17 protein-coding genes are annotated in these 14,759 nt (G+C 66.0%); 8 read left to right on the top strand and 9 right to left on the bottom strand.

Annotated features, from left to right (window positions below; genetic code table 11):
- Both GXZ33_RS05980 and GXZ33_RS05975 read right to left on the bottom strand, forming a co-directional pair.
- Positions 1–508, bottom strand: a 508-nt coding sequence (locus GXZ33_RS05980) for a YdhK family protein (protein ID WP_291339945.1), incomplete at its 3' end; no start/stop codon positions are given.
- A gap of 30 nt (positions 509–538) precedes the next feature.
- A complete protein-coding gene (locus GXZ33_RS05975) occupies positions 539–1,114 on the bottom strand; it encodes a CueP family metal-binding protein (protein WP_040087391.1) in 576 nt (191 codons plus the stop codon).
- A gap of 173 nt (positions 1,115–1,287) precedes the next feature.
- Here GXZ33_RS05975 and GXZ33_RS05970 point away from each other — a divergent pair, with 173 nt between their 5' ends.
- The 4 genes from GXZ33_RS05970 to GXZ33_RS05955 all read left to right on the top strand — a co-directional run bounded on the left by GXZ33_RS05970 (position 1,288) and on the right by GXZ33_RS05955 (position 6,536).
- Positions 1,288–3,414, top strand: a complete 2,127-nt coding sequence (locus tag GXZ33_RS05970) for a copper-translocating P-type ATPase (RefSeq protein ID WP_052437787.1) — start codon at positions 1,288–1,290, stop codon at positions 3,412–3,414.
- Positions 3,415–3,424: 10 nt separating this feature from the next.
- Positions 3,425–4,165, top strand: coding sequence for a Crp/Fnr family transcriptional regulator (locus tag GXZ33_RS05965; RefSeq protein WP_291339944.1), 741 nt, complete (start codon positions 3,425–3,427; stop codon positions 4,163–4,165).
- Positions 4,166–4,280: 115 nt separating this feature from the next.
- On the top strand, positions 4,281–4,517 hold the full coding sequence (locus tag GXZ33_RS05960) for a heavy-metal-associated domain-containing protein (RefSeq protein WP_040085742.1): 237 nt from the start codon (positions 4,281–4,283) through the stop codon (positions 4,515–4,517).
- Between the two features lie 159 nt (positions 4,518–4,676).
- Positions 4,677–6,536, top strand: coding sequence for a cation-translocating P-type ATPase (locus GXZ33_RS05955; protein WP_291339943.1), 1,860 nt, complete (start codon positions 4,677–4,679; stop codon positions 6,534–6,536).
- A 64-nt stretch (positions 6,537–6,600) separates the two neighbouring features.
- On the opposite strand, the gene GXZ33_RS05950 is transcribed toward GXZ33_RS05955, so the two are convergent.
- A complete protein-coding gene (locus GXZ33_RS05950) occupies positions 6,601–7,092 on the bottom strand; it encodes a Gmad2 immunoglobulin-like domain-containing protein (protein ID WP_291339942.1) in 492 nt (163 codons plus the stop codon).
- 170 nt (positions 7,093–7,262) lie between these two features.
- Entirely contained in the window at positions 7,263–8,396 is a 1,134-nt protein-coding gene (locus tag GXZ33_RS05945; protein ID WP_169744854.1) for an LppP/LprE family lipoprotein, read from the bottom strand.
- 199 nt (positions 8,397–8,595) lie between these two features.
- Between GXZ33_RS05945 and GXZ33_RS05940 the strand changes: the two genes are divergently transcribed.
- Positions 8,596–9,189, top strand: a complete 594-nt coding sequence (locus GXZ33_RS05940; RefSeq protein WP_291339941.1) for a hypothetical protein — start codon at positions 8,596–8,598, stop codon at positions 9,187–9,189.
- Between the two features lie 23 nt (positions 9,190–9,212).
- Here GXZ33_RS05940 and GXZ33_RS05935 read toward each other — a convergent pair whose 3' ends face one another.
- Genes GXZ33_RS05935 through GXZ33_RS05925 form a run of 3 tightly spaced genes read right to left on the bottom strand, consistent with a single transcriptional unit; the run spans position 9,213 to position 11,086 of the window.
- Positions 9,213–9,695, bottom strand: coding sequence for an FABP family protein (locus GXZ33_RS05935; protein WP_291339940.1), 483 nt, complete (start codon positions 9,693–9,695; stop codon positions 9,213–9,215).
- Between the two features lie 37 nt (positions 9,696–9,732).
- Positions 9,733–10,731 (bottom strand): ArsO family NAD(P)H-dependent flavin-containing monooxygenase, encoded by a 999-nt coding sequence (locus GXZ33_RS05930; RefSeq protein ID WP_291339939.1) that lies wholly within the window; start codon positions 10,729–10,731, stop codon positions 9,733–9,735.
- Between the two features lie 7 nt (positions 10,732–10,738).
- Positions 10,739–11,086, bottom strand: a complete 348-nt coding sequence (locus GXZ33_RS05925) for a metalloregulator ArsR/SmtB family transcription factor (RefSeq protein ID WP_291339938.1) — start codon at positions 11,084–11,086, stop codon at positions 10,739–10,741.
- Between the two features lie 82 nt (positions 11,087–11,168).
- On the opposite strand from GXZ33_RS05925, the gene arsB reads away from it, so the two are divergent.
- Both arsB and GXZ33_RS05915 read left to right on the top strand, forming a co-directional pair.
- Positions 11,169–12,281 (top strand): ACR3 family arsenite efflux transporter, encoded by a 1,113-nt coding sequence (arsB, locus tag GXZ33_RS05920; RefSeq protein WP_291339937.1) that lies wholly within the window; start codon positions 11,169–11,171, stop codon positions 12,279–12,281.
- Entirely contained in the window at positions 12,278–12,700 is a 423-nt protein-coding gene (locus GXZ33_RS05915; RefSeq protein ID WP_291339936.1) for a low molecular weight phosphatase family protein, read from the top strand. The genes arsB and GXZ33_RS05915 overlap by 4 nt, the downstream gene beginning before the upstream one ends.
- 6 nt (positions 12,701–12,706) lie before the next feature.
- Here GXZ33_RS05915 and GXZ33_RS05910 read toward each other — a convergent pair whose 3' ends face one another.
- A complete protein-coding gene (locus tag GXZ33_RS05910; RefSeq protein ID WP_291339935.1) occupies positions 12,707–13,069 on the bottom strand; it encodes a DUF4259 domain-containing protein in 363 nt (120 codons plus the stop codon).
- Positions 13,070–13,141: 72 nt separating this feature from the next.
- On the opposite strand from GXZ33_RS05910, the gene GXZ33_RS05905 reads away from it, so the two are divergent.
- Positions 13,142–13,996: a YdcF family protein gene (locus GXZ33_RS05905; protein ID WP_291339934.1), complete on the top strand. Its 855-nt coding sequence runs from the start codon at positions 13,142–13,144 to the stop codon at positions 13,994–13,996.
- Here the strand turns inward: GXZ33_RS05905 and GXZ33_RS05900 are convergent.
- A complete protein-coding gene (locus tag GXZ33_RS05900; RefSeq protein ID WP_291339933.1) occupies positions 13,990–14,331 on the bottom strand; it encodes a hypothetical protein in 342 nt (113 codons plus the stop codon). The two genes, GXZ33_RS05905 and GXZ33_RS05900, sit on opposite strands and share 7 nt — an antisense overlap.
- Between the last annotated feature and the right edge of the window lie 428 nt (positions 14,332–14,759).

The following is a 14,759-nucleotide window of genomic DNA, read 5'->3' as shown; positions in this document are numbered from 1 at the left end:
TGAGGTCAACCATGTAGACCGTCTCATCGGTGGAGTAGTCGATGGTGGCCTGGGCACCCTTCATGCCGGACATGTGCTCGGCGTCCAGGACGACCTCCGCTCCGTCGGGCAGCGGAGCCTGACCCGGGTCGAGGAGTTCCTCATGGACCACCCAGCGGTGGTCAGTGACTGGGGCGCCTCCGTTGGTGGGGGTGTAGCTGACCGAGTAGGTCGTGGTGTCGAAGGCGCCGGAGATCGTGGCCTCGGCCCCTTCCATGCCGGGCATGTGGTCGGCAGTGAGGAGGACCTCGGTGCCCGCCGGGTACGTGGGGTCCGCGGCCTGTTCAATTCCCGCGGGCGGTGTGCCACCGTCGGCCGGATGGTCATGCCCGTCGTGGCCTTCGTCAGCGGAGGTCGCCGCGGTGGTGACCGTGGTTTCGGTGGTGTCTGCGTTGTCTGCCTCCCCGCAGGCGCTCAGTGCCAGGGCGGAGGTCAGGGTGAGGGCAGTGAGGGCAATGACGCGTTTCATGTCGGATCCTTATGTCGGCGGAAATGGAAGTCAGGTCAGGCGCAGGTCCGTGATACAGGTGGCGCCGTCGGCGGTGGTGGAAAAGTCAGTGGTGCCGGTGCGTCCCTGATGGGTGACCTCGATTGTGCCGGTGGCGTCGGCGGGCAGCCAGAAGCCGATGAAGCCGTTGTCGAAGGTGGTTGCCTCCTCCTCGACCAGCACCTGGCCGGTCGCCTCATCGGTGATGGTGACCTGGATGTCCTCGTTGCCGAGCTCGCCCAGGCAGGTGGTCAGGCTGTGGTAGAAGCAGTCATGAGTCTGGGTGGCGTAAGGGGCAATCGACACATAACTCAGGCCCTCGGGCAGCTGGAGGATCACTTCCTGCTTGTCGTCCGAGAGCACCAGCTCGTCGGGGCGCACCGATGCGATCAGGTCCGTGGGACGCTCGGCGACCTGCTGCCGGTCGAGGTGGTCAATGATCTCCCGCGCCTCCCCCGCTACCAGGCCGTGAGCGTCCAGGAACTGCTCCTGACTGGCCGGCGTGGTGGCCGTGGGGCCGGACTCGGTTGCCGAGCACCCGGCCAGGGTGAGGGCAAGGGCGGCGAGCACGATCGTTACTCGTTTCACGTCAATCTCCTCGGGTCGTGACAGGACCATGCCGGGGCACCCGAACTGGCCATCGGCCCGAATCATACCCCAATGGGGTATAGGGTGGAGGATAGAAACACGGCTGAACGTCCCCGATTCCTGACCGGGTTCCCTAGTCACACCCCCGGGCCAGGACGAATACAAGGAGCGTCATGAGCACCCCCGCACATCCCGATGGCCACCACGCCAACGCCGACACCCACGGCCAGGCGATGCCGGATCCTCATCCCCACTCCGCGCTGGATGAGACAGGTCACCACGATGACCACCACGTTCACGGCCACGGCGAGCACGCCGGCCACAGCGTGGCGATGTTCCGCAGTCGCTTCTGGTGGTCGCTGCTGCTGTCAGTGCCCGTCGTCATCTTCAGTCCCATGGTCGCCGATCTGCTCGGTTACCAGCTTCCGGTGTTCCCCGGATCCACCTGGATCGCCCCGGTGCTGGGCACCGTCATCTTCTTCTACGGTGGCGTCCCCTTCCTCAAGGGTGGATGGACAGAACTGAAATCCCGCCAACCGGGGATGATGCTGCTGATCGCCATGGCCATCACCGTGGCGTTTGTCGCCTCCTGGATCACCACCCTGGGAATCGGCGGGTTCCACCTGGACTTCTGGTGGGAGCTGGCGCTGCTGGTGACCATCATGCTGCTGGGTCACTGGCTGGAGATGCGTGCCCTCGGCTCCGCCTCCTCTGCTCTGGACGCACTGGCTGCCCTCCTCCCGGATGAGGCGGAGAAGGTGGAGGGGGACACCACCCGTACCGTGCCCGTCGCCGAGTTGGTGGTCGGGGATGTTGCACTGGTGCGGGCAGGAGCCCGGGTGCCGGCCGACGGGACCATCGTCGATGGTGCGGCCGAATTCGATGAGGCGATGATCACCGGGGAATCCCGACCCGTCCTGCGCCAGTCCGGGGACAAGGTGGTGGCCGGAACGGTGGCCACCGACAACACCGTCCGCGTGCGCGTCGAAGCCACCGGCGGGGACACCGCCCTGGCCGGGATCCAGCGCATGGTCGCCGACGCCCAAGAATCCTCCTCCCGGGCCCAGGCCCTGGCAGACCGGGCCGCGGCGTGGCTGTTCTGGTTCGCGCTGGGCGCCGGCATCCTCACCGCCATCATCTGGTCCGTGATCGGCAGCCCCGACGACGCAGTGATACGCACCGTCACCGTGCTGGTCATCGCCTGCCCGCACGCCCTGGGTCTGGCGATCCCCCTGGTCATCGCCATCTCCACCGAGCGAGCCGCGAAATCCGGGGTGCTGATCAAGGACCGGATGGCGCTTGAGCGGATGCGCACCATCGATGTGGTGCTCTTCGACAAGACCGGCACCTTGACCGAGGGCGCACACGCCGTCACCGACATCGCCCCGGTGCCCGGGGTGTCGGCCGGGGAACTGCTGTCGCTGGCGGCCGCCGCGGAGGTCGACAGCGAACATCCCGTGGCCCGGGCGATTGTGGCCGCCGCTGCCGCACATCCGGAGGCCGCCGGCCGGCAGGTGCGCGGCACCGACTTCCGCGCCGCCTCCGGCCGGGGTGTGCGCGCCCGGGTGGAAGGCTCCGACATCATCGTCGGCGGACCGAACATGCTCCGCGAATTCGACCTGACCAACCCCGGGGTGATCGAGGAACAGACCGATTCCTGGGCGCGCCGGGGAGCCGGTGTCCTCCACGTGGTGCGCGACGGCCAGATCATCGGCGCCGTGGCTGTCGAGGACAAGATCCGCCCCGAATCCCGCGCCGCTGTCCGCGCCCTGCAGGACCGCGGCATCAAGGTCGCGATGATCACCGGTGACGCGAGCCAGGTCGCCCAGGCGGTCGGTGCGGATCTGGGCATCGACGAGGTCTTCGCCGAGGTCCTGCCGCAGGACAAGGACACCCAGGTCACGGACCTGCAGTCCCGCGGACTGACGGTGGCCATGGTCGGCGACGGTGTCAACGATGCCCCGGCCCTGGCCCGGGCCGAGGTCGGCATCGCCATCGGAGCGGGCACTGATGTCGCCATGGAATCGGCCGGGGTGGTGCTGGCCGGTGATGACCCCAGGGCGGTGCTGTCGATGATCACCCTGTCCCGGGCCAGTTACCGCAAGATGGTCCAGAACCTGATCTGGGCCTCCGGCTACAACATCCTCGCTGTGCCGCTGGCCGCCGGTGTCCTCGCCCCCATCGGGTTCGTCCTCCCTCCCGCCGCGGCCGCGGTACTGATGTCCCTGTCGACGATCGTGGTCGCCCTCAACGCCCAGCTGCTGCGCCGGATCGACCTGGACCCGTCCCACCTGACCTAGCATCGGGGGCATGTCCACCAACCCTGTCCGTCCCAGCTGCGCCCGTCCCCACTCCTGCTCGCTGGATGTGCGCCTGACCGCCATGTCCCGCTCCCCGCTCACCCGGGACCTGGGTCCCGAGGAGCACCTGGACCTGGATGGACACCTCACCGCGTGGTCGTGGGCGGAGGGGGATCCGGTATTCCTCGCGGGCGAGGAGGTGGCGGGCAGTTATCTCGTGGTCTCCGGCCGGGTCCGCGTCACCCGGGACACCATCGACGGCAAGGAGATCACCGTGGACATTGCCGCCCCGGGTGATGTCATCGGCCCCCTGGACATTCGCGCCTCCGAGGCCGTCGACTCCGCCTGGGCGATGGAGACGACCTGCGCGCTGCACCTGCCCGCCGAGGCCCTGGCGGAGGTCGTCGAGAAGCACCCGAAGCTCGCCCTGGCGATCATCCGGATGCAGCAGGACCGGCTCGCCCAGTCCCGGGAACGCGATATCGCGCAGGCGACGAAGACCGTCGAGCAGCGGGTGGCCAAGGTGCTGCGCCGGCTCAACGGCAAACTCGGGCAGCTGCAGGCGGACGGTTCCAGCCTGCTGCAGGTCCGGCTGCGCCGCGATGACATCGCGGGCATGGCCGGCACGACGCTGGAGTCCGCATCCCGGGCCATGTCGAAGATGAAGAAGTCCGGGATCATCGACTCCGGCCGGGAATGGGTGGCCATCGCGGACCCAGACGCCCTCGACACGCTGATCGGGGAAGAATAACACCTGGTGAAGGCAGTTTTTCCGTTCTTTGATCCACGTCAAGGAACTCGGTGCGCGCTGACCTTAAAGTCAAAGGTGCAAGCAAGGAACACCGAGAAGATAAGGAATGATTGAGATGACCACCCCCACCCAGCTGAAGAACACCACCCTGCGCTCCGACGAGTTCAGCTGCCCGTCGTGTGTGGCCAAGATCGAGAACAAACTCGGTGGCCTGGACGGCGTGGAGTCCGCAGAAGTGAAGTTCTCCTCCGGCCGTATCCTGGTCGCCCATGACCCCGAGAAGGTCAGCGTGCGCGATCTTGTCGCCGCAGTCGCTGATGTCGGCTACACCGCCAAGCCCTCGGCGATCTGACCCCACCACACTCCTAACCCCGCCCGCCTCGTGCTGGCGGGGTTTCTGCACTTCAGGGCAGGTTTCGGCTATTTGATGCGCGTCAAGGAAGTTTCTCCCGAACAGCCATAACTTAAAAGATGACACCAGAATAAAACCACCGGAGAAAAGGAAACCACCATGAAGAACTGGAGAACCTGGGGCGTCGTAACCGTCTCAGGCCTGCTGATAGTCCTGTCCTGGATCACCGGCTCAGACCTGCTGATGATCGCGGCCGCCGTGGTCGCGGGCTGGCAGATCGCCGTCTCAGCGATCCAGGCACTGCGCATCAAGATGATCTCGATTGACCTGCTGGTCATCGTCGCCGCCGTCGGCGCGCTGTTCATCAACAACTACTGGGAATCAGCCGCCGTGACCTTCCTCTTCGCCCTGGGTAAGGCCCTGGAGCGGGCGACGATGAACCGCACCCGCAAGGCACTGTCCGATCTCGTTGACTCCGCCCCGGAGACCGCCACCGTTCTGCGCGACGGCCAGCCGGAGACCGTCGAGATCTGGGAACTGGTCCCGGGTGACACCGTCCTGGTCCGCAACGGCGAACAGGTGCCTGTCGACGGCCGCGTCATCACCGGCCGCGGCGGAGTCGACGAGGCCACCATCACCGGCGAATCCGTGCCTGCGGAGAAGGCCGAGGGCTCCGAGGTCTTCGCCGGCACCTGGCTGCGCAGCGGCGTGCTGCAGGTCGAGGCCGTGGGCATCGGCTCCGATTCCACCCTGGCCAAGATCATCCACCGTGTGGAGGACGCCCAGGATGACAAGGCCCGGACCCAGACCTTCCTGGAGAAGTTCTCCCGCTGGTACACCCCCGGCGTCATGGTCGCCGCCCTCGCTATCGGCCTGATCACCTGGAATGTGGAGCTCGCCCTGACCCTGCTGGTCATCGCCTGCCCCGGCGCCCTGGTGATCTCCATCCCGGTCTCCATCGTCGCCGGCATCGGCCGCGCCGCGAAGGACGGTGTCCTGATCAAGGGCGGCGAGTACCTGGAGACCTCCGCGAAGGTGGACACCGTGGTCGTGGATAAGACCGGCACCCTGACCCTGGGACGCCCTGAGCTCACCGACGTCGAGGTCCTCGACCCCGCCTACACCCGCGCTGATGTGCTGACCCTGGCGGCGCGCGCCGAGACCGCCTCCGAACACCCCCTGGCCGAGGCCATCATCCGCGGCGCCACCGACGAGGGCCTGGCCGTGGAGATGATCGACCACGCCGAACCCGTCACCGGCAAGGGCATCATCGCCACCGTCGACGGACACACCGTCGCCGTCGGCTCCGCCGACCTCCTCGACCACACCCCCGACAACACCCGTCTGCTCCAGCTCAACGAGCAGGGCCGGACCGCCATGTACGTCGGCATCGACGGCCGCGCCATCGGACTGGTCGCCGTCGCCGACACCATCCGTGACGACGCCCCCGCCGCCATCGCCGCACTGCACGCTCAAGGTGTGGAGGTCGTCATGGCCACCGGTGACGCCGAACGCGTCGCCCGCAACGTCGCCGCCGAGCTCGGAGTCGACGAGGTGCACGCGGAGATGCTTCCCGAGGACAAGCTCACCCTGGTCAAGGAACTGCAGGCGCAGGGGCGCACCGTGGCCATGATCGGCGACGGCGTCAACGACACCCCCGCCCTGGCCACGGCCGACATCGGGGTGGCCATGGGTGCCGCCGGTTCCCCCGCTGCCATCGAGACCGCCGACATCGCGCTCATGGCCGACCGACTCCCCCGCCTGCCCTACGCGCTGCGCCTGGCCCAGCGCACGGTACGCACCATGCGGCTCAACATCGCCATCGCCCTGGCCACCGTCGCCGTCCTGTTCGCCGGCGTGCTGCTGGGCGGGGTGACCATGTCGATCGGCATGCTCGTCCACGAGGCCTCGGTGCTGCTGGTCATCGCCATCGCCATGCTCCTGCTGCGCCCGACGCTCCGCGAGGACCGGGCTGCTGCAGTTGCCACGGAACCTGTGGAGGAGGCGCTGACCCGATAAAAGAAAACCTGGGAAGCCTGCCTCGCCGGTGGTCAGAGACCACCCCGGCGGGGTTTTCCTCTGCTTAATCTGCGCGCGGCACCCGGATCAGATCACCGGGGCGGATCAGGTTGGGGTTGGTGATCGAGGGATTCGCCGCTATCAGCCGGTGGTAGAGATTGCCGTTGCCGTAGTGCTGCTGCGCGATCCGCCACAAGGTCTCCCCGCTCTTCACCACATGTTCGAGGTAGGTGGTGTAGCCGGGCACGATCCGCGCCCCCAGGATGACCGGGACCACGACGCGATCGCGGGGTTCGCCGTCCTTGGGCGAGGTGTGGAAAACCTCCACATAAGCCACGACATGGGTGAACGCGGCGCCGGAGACATCCACCGAGATCTGGAACTGGCCGTGGCCTCCAATACCGTCACCGGCCATGAAATGCCCGGTGACCTCGTCGTGTCCCTCAGTGATGACGTAGTTGTAGGTGGCTTCAAATGCGCCGCCGGCAACCCCTGCGATCTGGATGGTGTTGCCGACGATGTCATAGGGCTGCGGCTGCTGGACATGAATGCTCATGGTTATTCCTCTCAGGACACTGCGTGGTCGAGGAAGGACCCGGTGCTGTGCTGAGGCACGGTGTCGCTCCCACCTCTCCCACAGCAACGGTGGGGACTATCAGTGGAGAAGCATCTGAGACCACCATCACACAGCACCGGATGCTGGTCAATACCTTTGAGGCTGCTCCCCTATTCCTCCCAGGGCGCGAGATCCGTGGGGTGGCGTGAGGTGTCGAGCTGGAAGCTGGGGACCTCGACGGGTTCGGCGACACCGACGCCGAGAAGGTAGGCGAGGTTGGCGTCGTGGATCTTGACAACCTCGCTGCGGGTGTCGATGAAGATGTCGGCGATGCGGGTGACGGAATCGTCCGGCAGCATCTCGAATTTCGTACCCGGCTTGGAGAAGGTGCCAGCGTCGGTGGTGATGTTGCCGTCAGCCTGGAAGTTGAGGAAGGCGATGTTGGCCATGTCCTGCGCCTTGGACTGCGGATCCCTCGGCATCAGGGGCCAGGGCAGGGAGGTCTCGGAGTAGCAGACCACCTGCACGCCGTTGAAGTTGGCGAAGTCGCAGGTGATCATCTCCCCACCCATCATCAGCGAGTACTGCCGGCCCACCGACTTCTCGTGATCCCAGGGCCGGTAGTTGGCGTTGCCGAAAGGGCGCGGTGCCCCGGTGGCCGACGGCCCGGCGCGATGGAGGTCGAGTCGGATGTTCTCGCTCTGCTCAGTGGGGAGCTGTTCCTCGCCGTGGAGTTGACCGTCGGTGAAGCTGTAGGTGACGGAGTGTTCCCAGTCGCCGCGGTAGGTGAGGGTGAGCCGGTTGGCGTCGATACGCTCGACGGAGGTGACGTCCTGGAATTGGAGGGGTGCGGGGTCGCGGATCAGGTCTTCGCCGTTGAAGAAGACGATGGTGTCGACGAAGTTGGTGCCGTTGCCGGGGTCGCGGTTGGGGTTGCCGTTGGGTCCTTCGAGTGTCACCCAGCTGAGTTCGGCGCAGGGGTTGAACTGGTTGTCCTTGACCGTGAAGTAGTAGGAGGTGCCGGGTTGGTCGGTGGGGACGATCTGGGAGCCGAGCCAGGCGCCGAAGGCGGTGGACATCAGGTCCATGGTCTGGTTCTCACAGGTGACCGGTGTCTCGTTGATCTCGAAGGTGGTGGCGGGGCCGGGATGCGGATCAGGTGTTCCGGTTTCGGTGTCGGTTTCCCCTGCTGTGCTGCTCGTGATGGAGAGGACGGTGCCGCTGGTGTCGCTGGAGGAACAGGAGGCCAGTCCCAGTGTGAGGGCCGCGGCGAAGCCCACCGGCAACAGTCTGCGCAGTCTCATCGGGGGCTCCTTCGATGGGTAGAGGGCAATGCAACTTACTTCACACATCGTGTCCGGAGTTAAGTTTGTGAACACTCCAGAACTGCCGATATGCAGATGTGACCGGATGGTAATTGGTCCGTGATGTTGCGGGTACCGGATTGGCATCAGTGGCAGAGAATTGTGACGCGGGACACGGGTGGGTGGATACGCTACAACCATGAAACCCTGGATCCGCATCCTCCCTATTGCGGTCGCCGGACTGGTGGTCCTGAGCGGCTGCACCTACGACGAGTCCACGGAGGGCACCCCAACCCCGACCACAACGGCCACAACCACGGACACCGCCACCGACACGGAGACCACGACCACGATCAGGGAGACGCCCACCGGAGAACCCTCCTACATCGGCATCCCCGGCAGCCGTTTCGTCGAGCTGATCGCCGCCGTCCCCGAGACCGACCCAGCCCCTTATGCTTCCGCGCTGATCTTCCCGAAGCAGTCCGGCCTGCAGTTCCAGGGCCCGGACGGCACCTACTGCGAGATGTACTCGGACACCGAAACGGTGGCCATGTGCACCTACGACGGCGAGGGTGACATCAATGCGGTCTCTGTCCGCGAGGGCGAGCCGGCCACGACCCACCACGTCAACCGGATCTTCGTCCCCCGTGAGCAGACCGCGGTGCTCGAGCCGGGTAACCGACTCGTGGAGGGGCCGGTCAGTTGTGCCATCGCAGAGGGTGAGGTGAGGGTGATGTGTGCCATCGACTTCTACAGCTTCGCCGTCAGCCGCGACGGGGTGGAGCTGAGCTGATCAGGGAACTGGGCTGATCCGGCTCAGTCCACCTTGGTCAGTTCGCTGACCAGGTGCTCCTGCAGGGGCTGGCGCACCGCCCCCATGTAGAAGCGTGCGGTCACGGCGGTGCGGTCACCGTTGAAGGTGTAGCTGCGCATCGTCGTGTCGACCTTCTTCGCGCTGCCCGAGTTGACGATCGTGGACTCCGCGAAGTCCAGGACGAGGAAGTACTCCTCCTCACGGGCATTACCGGTCAGCAGTTCCGTCTGCCCCATCGGCTGGGCGAGGATGAACTCCAGTTTCCCCTCCCCCGTCGGGCGCAGGAAACCCAGTTCGGTGTGCATCGGCCCGTCCGGCCCCATTGTCTTCTGCTCGTAGCGGAAGAAGGGCTTGCCGGGGATGGCCGAGAAGATCAAGGTCTCTTCAAAACTGAAGTCGTCGATAGTCGGATAGAAGCCCCGGCCCTCACCTTTCCAGGTGCCGAGGAGGAACGCATAAGGCTGCAGATTCGGGTGGAGGTCCATGACCTCGATCGTAGGTGTGATATGGGACCGAGGCTCCCTATTTGACCACCCTGCCGACTGAGGCCGCGATGTCCCGGGCGGCCTGCTTGGCGTGGGGGCCGACCCCGGTGATCGTCGCGGAGCCGGGCCCGGTCCAGTCGCCGTATCCGACCAGGTGCAGACCGGGATGTTCCGGGATCCCCTCGCGGAGCAGGCGGCGTACGGGGCCGAGCGCGGGACGGAATCCTGTGCACCAGATCAGGTGCTCGGACTGCACCTGGTCGAGAGAGGTGAACATGGGCGTGGCCGTGAGGCGTCCGGCATCGCGGGCCTCACGCACCTTGGGCAGCATGACGATGTCGCCGAGTTGTGAATCGGCCCCCGGATCCGTCTCGCCCCGTTGGATCGCCAGGGCGCGCTGCCGGTTGCGCCGGAACAGCACCCGCCCGTCGACCTCATCGGGCATCCACCGCGGCTGCTGCCGGGTGTACCAGGTGGCATCGGCAGCGTCGATAAGCTCGGCGGCGATCTGCGCGGCGGAGTTCGCCGCCCCCACCACCGCCACCGAGGAGCCCCGGAACTGCTCCGGGCCGGGATAATTCGCCGAATGCCACTGCGTGCCCGGGAACGATCCCGGATACGCAGGCACGAAGGGGGCGGACCAGGTGCCCGTGGCGGCGACAATATTGGTGGCCGTCCAGGACCTGCCCTCGGCCTGGACCCGGTAGTGGCCGTCAAGGTAGTTGACCCGGCGGACCCGCACGGGCCGCTCCACCGGAATCCGGTAACGCTGCTCATAAACGCTCAGGTAGTCAATGACATGCGACGACGGGGGAAAACCGTCGTAGGACGGCATGGGCCTGCCCGGCAGATTCGAGAACTCTGCGGTGGAGAACAGTGTCATCGACGGCCACACGTGGCGCCACGCCCCACCGGGGCCGTCCTGGTCATCGAGAACCAGGGTGTCCACCCCGGCGCGCAGCAGGTAATAGGCGGTGGCCAGTCCCGCCTGGCCACCGCCGATGATGATTGCCTCATGATGGTTGCCGCTGTTCACGTGAGGCTCAGTCCATCTGGAGGACGGTGCGCAGCTCGGCGAAGAGCTCGGGACGGACCTGATGGGTGACTATGCGCCCCACCCTGGTCTTCTCCAGCAGCCCGGCCTCCGTGAGCCGTTTCAGGTGGTGGGAGACCGTCGGCTGGCTCAGCCCCGAGATTTCCGTGAGTTCGTTGACGCTGATGGGTCCGCAGCCCTCGGCCGCCAGGTGCGAGAGGATCCGCAGGCGGGCAGGGTCAGCCAGGACCTTGAATAAGGTGGTATAACGCTGCGCCTCCTCTTCGCTCAGGGGCCCTGAGCCCAGGGAGCAGCAAGCGGAGAGATCCGTGAGGGGGAGAATCTGCGGGGTTGGCATAACGCCCATCCTAGTATTGACAGTCATCTATATCATGCCTAGTTTTCATATTGATGAATGTCAATGTATTGAAAGAGTCCGCATGACCGCTCCCCACCGCCCGCGCATGTCCTTCCTCGACACATACCTCCCCGTCTGGATCATCCTCGCCATGGCCGGCGGCCTGCTCATCGGCCGGGGCATCCCCGGCATCAGTGACGCACTGGGCGCCCTAGAGGTCGGCGGTATCTCGCTACCGATCGCGCTCGGCCTGCTGGTGATGATGTACCCACCCCTGGCCAAGGTCCGCTATGACAAGACCCGCGAGATCACCGCCGACAAACGCCTGATGGGTGTCTCCCTCGTCCTCAACTGGCTCGTGGGTCCGGCGTTCATGTTCACCCTGGCCTGGACCTTCCTGCCTGACGAGCCAGCGCTGCGCACCGGGTTGATCATCGTCGGACTGGCCAGGTGCATCGCCATGGTGCTCGTCTGGTCCGACCTGTCCTGTGGCGACCGGGAGGCCACCGCCGTGCTCGTGGCCATCAACTCCGTCTTCCAGGTGATCATGTTCAGTGTCCTCGGCTGGTTCTACCTCCAGGTCTTGCCCTCTTGGCTGGGCCTGGCAACCACGTCAGCTGAATTCTCCTTCTGGTCAATCGTCACCTCCGTACTCGTCTTCCTCGGCATCCCCCTGGCCGCAGGTGTCCTCTCCCGCATCATCGGCGAGAAGGCCAGGGGACGCCGCTGGTACGAGACGAAATTCCTCCCCGCGATCTCCCCGCTGGCGCTGATCGGCCTCCTCTACACCATCGTGCTGCTGTTTTCCCTGCAGGGCGAGCAGATCACCTCCCAGCCCTGGATCGTGGCCCGGCTGGCGGTCCCGCTGCTGGCCTACTTCATCGGCATGTTCTTCATCTCCCTGGCAGCTGCGAAGGCCTCCGGGATGAACTACGCCCAGTCAGCCTCAGTGTCCTTCACCGCCGCGGGCAACAACTTCGAACTCGCCATCGCCGTATCCATCGGCACCTTCGGCGCCACCTCCGCGCAGGCCCTGGCCGGAACGATCGGCCCGCTCATCGAGATCCCCGTGCTCGTCGGCCTGGTCTACGTCATGCTGTGGCTGGGACCGAAACTCTTCCCCGGTGACCCGAGCCTGCCCCCGCTAAAGACCTCCACCACCCATACCTCCGAGAAGGAGAGCATCCCCTCATGACCACTCCCCACCCTTCTGCCCTGTTCGTCTGCGTCGGCAACGGCGGCAAATCCCAGATGGCCGCCGCCCTCGCCGCCAAACATGCCGGTGACCGCCTGGAGATCCACTCCGCCGGCACGAAGCCGGGCACCAAGCTCAACGCCCAGTCCGTCGAGGCGATTGCCGAGGTCGGGGCCGACATGTCTGGCGGTCACCCGAAGGGGGTCGACCCGCAGCTGCTGCGCCGCGTCGACCGCACCATCATCCTCGGCGCTGCCGCCCAGCTCGAACTGCCCGCCGACGCCCGCGGCACACTCGAGCGCTGGGTGACCGACGAGCCCTCCGAGCGCGGCATCGCAGGCATGGAACGCATGCGCCTGGTGCGCGATGACATCGACGCCCGCGTTCAGGGCCTTGTCGCCGAACTCCTCGAGGACTGAACGTTCTCAGCTCAGGCTGATGAAGGCCTTCGCCTTCCACTCATAGAGCTGCTCGGTGCCTTCCTCGGCCCACTGGGCGGCGAGTTCAGAGACCGTCCCGTCAGAGAGCACCGCACCCAGGCACTGGCGCAGGCGTTCCTTGATCTCCGGGGTCTGCAGCTCAGTGACCTGCTCGGGCGTGATGCCCTCGGGCAGGTCCCCACCGGCGAGGTGAGCGAGGGCCACGATGATCGCGCCCTGATCAGCCTCGATATAACGGTTTCCCACCCCGGGCAGCAGTTCATCCAGGTAAAGTTCACCGCTGCGGACGTCCTCGAGCACTTCGGCGGCGTCGTCATTGTCGAATGGTCCGGTGTGCCAGTTCTGCATGTGGGACACCTTACCTTCGGCCGAAAGTCTGATGCTGAGAACGGGTTAATTTTCCCGACCAAAGGAGAAGTCATGCGTTTTCGTGCCACTCACCCACTGCTGGCTGCTGCCACCGCCCTCGCCCTTCTGCCGGGCATGGTGGCACCCGCACACGCGCTGACCTCTTCGCTGTCATCCATCCCGCTCACCATTCCGGTGCCGGGCCTGGAGAAGATCATCCTGGTGGACATCCCCGGCCACGGCCCCTACCTCATCTCCCAGGAGGTGCAGGGCGGCGGGCTGGATCTGGCGGCCGCCAGCCAGGAGGATCTGCTCACCGCAGCGGTATTCTCCGCAGACTACGAGTCGAACGCTGCGGCCCGGGAAGCCGCACTGCAGGCACTCAGCCCCGAGCGCCGCACGCTGGTCACCGCCGCACTGCAGGCGCTGCACTCGGACATCACGCCCGCCTCCGCGGCACCGGCTGGCGCGCCCATCGCCGTGCTGGGCAACGGGCTGAACACCGACGGCTCCGTGCACCCCAACCTGGCCCACCGCCTCGAGGCAGCCCGTGAGCTGGCCGCCGCCCATCCCACCGCACCGATCGTTGTCTCCGGCGGGCCCACCCCGGACGGCCATGTCGAGGCGCACGCCATGCGTGACTGGCTGACTTCCCAGGGCCTGCCGGACGGCCGGATCATCGTCGAGGACCGCGCCAACTCCACGGTCACCAACGCCCGCTACTCCCGCCAGCTGCTTCCCGGCGCTACATCCGTCATCGTCGTGACCTCCGAGAACCACCTACGCCGCGCGGTGGTCGACTTCACGCTGGCCTTCGGTGCGGATGCGACAGTGGCCGGTGTGGGAACGCCGACTGATCCGCCGGAGGGCATGCCCAGCAGCATGTGGACCTACCGTGATGCAGTGAACTGGTTCCTGGGTCAGTAGGGCGAGGGAATCCACTCGGGACGTGGGGTCCAGAACGGTGTGTGTCCCTGCTCCGCGATGAAGAACTGGGCCCTGCCATCACCCCAGAGGAACATGACCTCATCATTGGTTTCCACGACCATGGTGAAACCCTCGATCTCCAGTCCTTGGCGGGGCTCCAGCAGCGCAGCCCGGGACTTCGCCTCTCCGAAGGACTGCTCTACAGCGGGATCGGCCAGTTCCCTGCTCGGGGTGAACATGCCGTCGCGGAATTCGATGCCCCGGGTCAAGGTGCCGTCCTCGGTGGGCATCGGCTCCCGGAAATTGAGCAGGCAGGCAAACTCCGAATCGGTCATGCCGCCTCCGATGGGGCAGACGTCGCCACCCACCAGGCGAAAGAGATAACCGCCGTCGGGCACCTCGAATATCCGGGGATTGACTCGGTCGGACCAGGGATCTGCACGAGAGACAGTCGTTTCCGTCCCCGTCTCCGGTACCGCTCCCCCGGTAGTGCAGGCACCAAGCAGCATGGCTGTATCGCAGAACGTCAGAACGCTGACCCATATTCTTCCTGCTGTCCGCATAGAGACTTCCTCTCAGTGCCCGGCAGCACTCTGTGCCCTGAGACTAGCGCTTGCGGAGTCCTACACCCGGCCACCATGACGACCCCTACCGACCCTGACGCCTACATCGCCGCCGCCCCCGAAGCCTTCCAGCCCGCGCTGACTCACCTGCGTGCACTCCTGGCCCGCACTCTCCCGGAAGCAAAGGAAATCACGGCCGC

The sequence above is a fragment of the Corynebacterium sp. genome, assembly GCF_012838985.1.
Taxonomy (GTDB): domain Bacteria; phylum Actinomycetota; class Actinomycetes; order Mycobacteriales; family Mycobacteriaceae; genus Corynebacterium.
This window is presented reverse-complemented; position numbering and strand designations above follow the sequence as displayed.

What these genes read in the sequence shown, in the direction of transcription:
- GXZ33_RS05970 (WP_052437787.1), top strand. Translation starts at nt 1,288, where the DNA reads ATGAGCACCCCCGCACATCCCGATGGCCACCACGCCAACGCCGACACC.
- GXZ33_RS05925 (WP_291339938.1), bottom strand. Translation starts at nt 11,086, where the DNA reads ATGCCAACCCCGCAGATTCTCCCCCTCACGGATCTCTCCGCTTGCTGC.
- GXZ33_RS05935 (WP_291339940.1), bottom strand. Translation starts at nt 9,695, where the DNA reads ATGGACCTCCACCCGAATCTGCAGCCTTATGCGTTCCTCCTCGGCACC.
- GXZ33_RS05905 (WP_291339934.1), top strand. Translation starts at nt 13,142, where the DNA reads ATGCGTTTTCGTGCCACTCACCCACTGCTGGCTGCTGCCACCGCCCTC.
- GXZ33_RS05950 (WP_291339942.1), bottom strand. Translation starts at nt 7,092, where the DNA reads ATGAGCATTCATGTCCAGCAGCCGCAGCCCTATGACATCGTCGGCAAC.
- GXZ33_RS05910 (WP_291339935.1), bottom strand. Translation starts at nt 13,069, where the DNA reads ATGCAGAACTGGCACACCGGACCATTCGACAATGACGACGCCGCCGAA.
- GXZ33_RS05940 (WP_291339941.1), top strand. Translation starts at nt 8,596, where the DNA reads ATGAAACCCTGGATCCGCATCCTCCCTATTGCGGTCGCCGGACTGGTG.
- GXZ33_RS05945 (WP_169744854.1), bottom strand. Translation starts at nt 8,396, where the DNA reads ATGAGACTGCGCAGACTGTTGCCGGTGGGCTTCGCCGCGGCCCTCACA.
- arsB (WP_291339937.1), top strand. Translation starts at nt 11,169, where the DNA reads ATGACCGCTCCCCACCGCCCGCGCATGTCCTTCCTCGACACATACCTC.
- GXZ33_RS05900 (WP_291339933.1), bottom strand. Translation starts at nt 14,331, where the DNA reads ATGACCGATTCGGAGTTTGCCTGCCTGCTCAATTTCCGGGAGCCGATG.
- GXZ33_RS05965 (WP_291339944.1), top strand. Translation starts at nt 3,425, where the DNA reads ATGTCCACCAACCCTGTCCGTCCCAGCTGCGCCCGTCCCCACTCCTGC.
- GXZ33_RS05960 (WP_040085742.1), top strand. Translation starts at nt 4,281, where the DNA reads ATGACCACCCCCACCCAGCTGAAGAACACCACCCTGCGCTCCGACGAG.
- GXZ33_RS05955 (WP_291339943.1), top strand. Translation starts at nt 4,677, where the DNA reads ATGAAGAACTGGAGAACCTGGGGCGTCGTAACCGTCTCAGGCCTGCTG.
- GXZ33_RS05915 (WP_291339936.1), top strand. Translation starts at nt 12,278, where the DNA reads ATGACCACTCCCCACCCTTCTGCCCTGTTCGTCTGCGTCGGCAACGGC.